General features: G+C 57.4%; 4 protein-coding genes. All 4 read right to left on the reverse strand.

All coding sequences use genetic code 11. From position 1 onward, the window contains the following. On the reverse strand, positions 1-952 hold a 952-nt coding region (locus H8Q75_RS09380), incomplete at its 3' end, for a heme o synthase (protein WP_024124926.1). 17 nt (positions 953-969) lie between these two features. Then, the gene (locus H8Q75_RS09385) at positions 970-1,893 is read right to left on the reverse strand and encodes a COX15/CtaA family protein (RefSeq protein WP_297041288.1); all 924 of its coding nucleotides are present in this window, start codon (positions 1,891-1,893) and stop codon (positions 970-972) included. Positions 1,894-2,045: 152 nt separating this feature from the next. After that, positions 2,046-2,615 (reverse strand): hypothetical protein, encoded by a 570-nt coding sequence (locus H8Q75_RS09390; protein ID WP_024124928.1) that lies wholly within the window; start codon positions 2,613-2,615, stop codon positions 2,046-2,048. Between the two features lie 63 nt (positions 2,616-2,678). Further along, on the reverse strand, positions 2,679-3,718 hold a 1,040-nt coding region (gene csaB / locus H8Q75_RS09395), incomplete at its 5' end, for a polysaccharide pyruvyl transferase CsaB (RefSeq protein WP_365971006.1).

Raw genomic sequence — 3,718 nt, forward strand, 5'->3', positions numbered from 1 at the left:
ACCTCAACAGACCCCCAAGGGCATTCAGACTGGCTGATAAGGGCGGCAGCAGTAGGCGATCGCCCACCATGGCCGCACACAGCAGCATCATATACAGGATGGAAAACTTAAAGAGACTACGGGCGCGTTCCCTATCCTCTGGGGCTTGGGTCAACTGCCACGCGCCGTAAATAAACCAACTGCCAAGGGCGATCGCCCCCAGACCATAGCCCCAACTCACCACACCACAGGGATAAACTAACAGCAAACTGGTGGGCACCAGTGCCAAGGTGTAGAGGAAAATTTGCTGTGCCGTCAGGCGATCGCCCCCCACCACTGGCAACATGGGCACCTGCACACGGGCATAGTCCTCTTGAATCAACATCGCCAGCGGCCAAAAATGGGGCGGTGTCCAGATAAAGACAATGGCAAACAGGACCCAGGCCGCCCAACTCAGTTCTCCCGTCACCGCTGCCCAACCCACCAAGGGGGGAATCGCCCCGGCCGCACCGCCAATCACGATATTTTGCGGCGAAGACCGCTTCAGCCAGTGGGTATAGACCCCCACATAGACCGCAATTCCGGCCATGGCAAGGCAAGCACTCAGGAGATTGGCAAATACTGCCAAAAGACCAAAGGCCGTGGTTGCCAGCAGTACCGCCAGAAACACCGCTTCCCAAGGGGCCACCCGCCCTGCCGGCAAAGGCCGATGGCGCGTCCGCTCCATCATTGCATCAATATCACGGTCATAGAGACAGTTGATGGTATTGGCTGCCGCCGCCGCACAGGTACCGCTCACAAGGGTGATGAGTAGCAATTGGGGAGCCACCCGACCTTGACCGGCCACCTCCATTGCTGCTGCAGTGGTAATTAAAAAGAGCAGGATTAACCGCGGTTTTGTGAGCTGGACATAGTCCACCAATTTTGTCGAGAGATCCCCCGTTGAGGAGGAAAGCCTAGCGAGAAATGTCATGCAGACCTCAGAGATGTTTAAGATTCCCGTTTCAGAAAATAGGGTGGGCGATCGCGCCACGCCAAGGCTGAAATAGCCACCAACACCCCCAAGAGGGTGGCGCCAATCATTTGATGGGCAACGGTGAGAGCCGGAACCTGTAGCTTTAGTTGGAGAGTGCTCCACCCCAAGGCCACTTGCAGCGCCACCAACGGCAGGAGCGAGAAACTCAATTGCCGCAACGGAGAAGTTAAGGCGGGGCTGCGCCAGGCCACCATGACAACTGCCAAAACCCCCAAGGTGGCTGGGACAACCCCCAACAGATGACTATGGAGCACCCCACACAGGCGATCGCCATAGAGGCACTGATGAACCGCCCACTGCGAAGACACCAAGCCCCCCAACAAACTCTGGCCATAGACCCATAGCAGGGCGATCGGTCCTGTAAGTCGCAACCAACGGGCGCTACCCCTACCGCTAAAGGGAGCCAAGCCAACGGTGATTGCTACCAAAAGGCAAAAGAAGAGTAGTCCTGTGCCCAAGTGAGCCGTGACAATTTCAAAGCGCAGCAACTCCGTGACCGTTAGCCCCCCCAAAATCCCCTGCAAAATCACCAGGCACAGTGCCGCCGCCGCAGCGTAGGGAACCCAAGGAGGCAGGGCCTGCCGCCAAGCCACGCTCAAGCCAACAAAGGCGATCGCCAGCAGCCCTAAGCTGGTGGCCAACAGGCGGTGAAACCACTCTAGGAAAATCTGCAAATCCATTTGCGGCACCAGCGTACCAAAGCACAAGGGCCAATCGGGACAGGCTAAACCGGCATCCATCACCCGTGTGGCACTGCCCACCGCCATCAAAAAGAGGGTAAAGACCGTCATCAGCAACACGAGGCGAAAAATCCACTGGCGACGGACACTCGGATCACTGCCTAGGGTCAAGGGTGAGACATCAAAGGGACCCAGCACGGATTTTTCCTCGACAGCAACAACTCCTTCATGGTAAAGAAGCTAAAGGGGGGATCACGGCTGCCGTGAAAATCTATAGCTTTTCTTTAAGTTTTCGCTAGAGTATAAATTTTTCTTGCATTTTGTTGCCTAATTTCCTAATTTTAGATGGCCTAAAAGGACGACTCCCCAGGACTGGGTTGTTGTTGCAAGAAGTGGAGAAAATCCAAGAGTTCTTCATCGCTCAACTGCTGGCGCGATCGCTTGCCATAGCGTTGCAGTAAACAGGCACGGCCTTGGGCTTCGGTCCATCCCAAGCGCTTCATTTCCACAGTGGTTTGGGCAATTTCATCCGCCAGATCCACGGGTTCGCGCTTGGTGAGGGGCTTCTCGCTGGCCGGTTTCACGGTTGGTTGGCTGCGGCGAGGATTGGCAGAAGGGGTGGGTTCTAGGAACAGATCAGTATTGCTGGCCTCTGACCAAGAAGCTGCCTCTAGGGCTGGTGGGACACGGGGAATCAGTTCCGCTGCCGTTTGCACAGGGAGGTGAATACCCAAGAGTTGCAGAGCACGCTGGCGAGCAGTATCTTCCGCCTGTTCAAGGGTTGGTGCCGCCGCCATCCCTGTAGCGAGAATAGTGTCCCCCACTCGGAGGGTCGTTTTGACAATAAAGAGGCCGTCATGAATTTGCAATAAATCACTGACAATGCTGCCGGTGGGATAGCGGCGGTGAAATTCGCTCATGGGGGTGCCGCAACAAAACGACGCATCGAGTTAATCTTATCCTATCCTTGCCGAGGGGCTGGCCTAGAGGAGATTCAACACCGCCTTGTGAACGGCAGCCGACTGCAGGTAGGCTTGATAGCTGGGCACGGGGGCAGAGAAGGTGTGTTGCCATTGGTGGATCAAGGCAGTGGGGTCAGGGGGCAAGGCTGCCAGTTCAACCCCAGCCATACCCGTATCGGCCATGAGGTAGCGGACCTTGGGATCGTAGCTGAGGGCAAAACAGCGACAGCCGACACTGGCGGCCATAATCAGCGCATGGAGACGCATGGCGATCGCCCCCGCCGTTGCCGCTAAAATTCCCTTCATCTCGCGGGGATCCTCGCAGGAGATCAGTTGGGTCTGATCGGGCAGCAGTGCCCCATAGAGATCCTCAGCCAAGGGCAAATCCTGTTGGCGCTGAAAGGGCAATAGCAAAAGCAGCACACCCGTCTCTTCCTGCCACCGCCGCAAGGCCATTTTGAGAAGCTGCCAGCGATCGCTCGTGAGGTGCCGATGGGGACGCAAACACACAGCAATGGGCGCCCTATCCTGGGGGGGCAACCCAGGACGCGCCGACATCAGCCATACGGGATCGGCTCCCTGTTGATGGGGAATACCCCACTGCCGCAGGAGGGCTGCCGACCCGGAATCTCGCACCGTAACGGCCACACAACGGCGGAGCAGTTCCCGAGTCCACCAGCGATAGAGGGGCGATCGCAGCGGTCCAATCCCCTGTGCCCAAGCAATGGTGCGACAGCCAAACCGCTGCGCCAGGGTCATCAAGCCAAGGTAATAGAGAGGACTGCGCCAACTCGTCACATCCTGAATCAGACTTCCTCCACCCCAAATAAAGGCGTGGCTCTGTTGCAGAGTACGCAGCACCGTTTGCCACTGCCGGCGATCGCAGGTGGCAACACCATAGCGGTCTGCCGTGGCCCTAGGATTGCCGCTGAGGACGACCGGTGAAACGTGGCGGGGCAACTGTTCGAGGAGCGTTGCCAACAGCGCCTCATCGCCGGTATTCCCATAGCCGTAGTAACCACAGAGAAAGACTTGACTCATACAACAGGCTCCACGAGCGG

Origin of the sequence: Thermosynechococcus sp. OHK43, from assembly GCF_014466085.1 — a bacterium.
In the GTDB taxonomy this organism is placed as follows: Bacteria; Cyanobacteriota; Cyanobacteriia; order Thermosynechococcales; family Thermosynechococcaceae; genus Thermosynechococcus.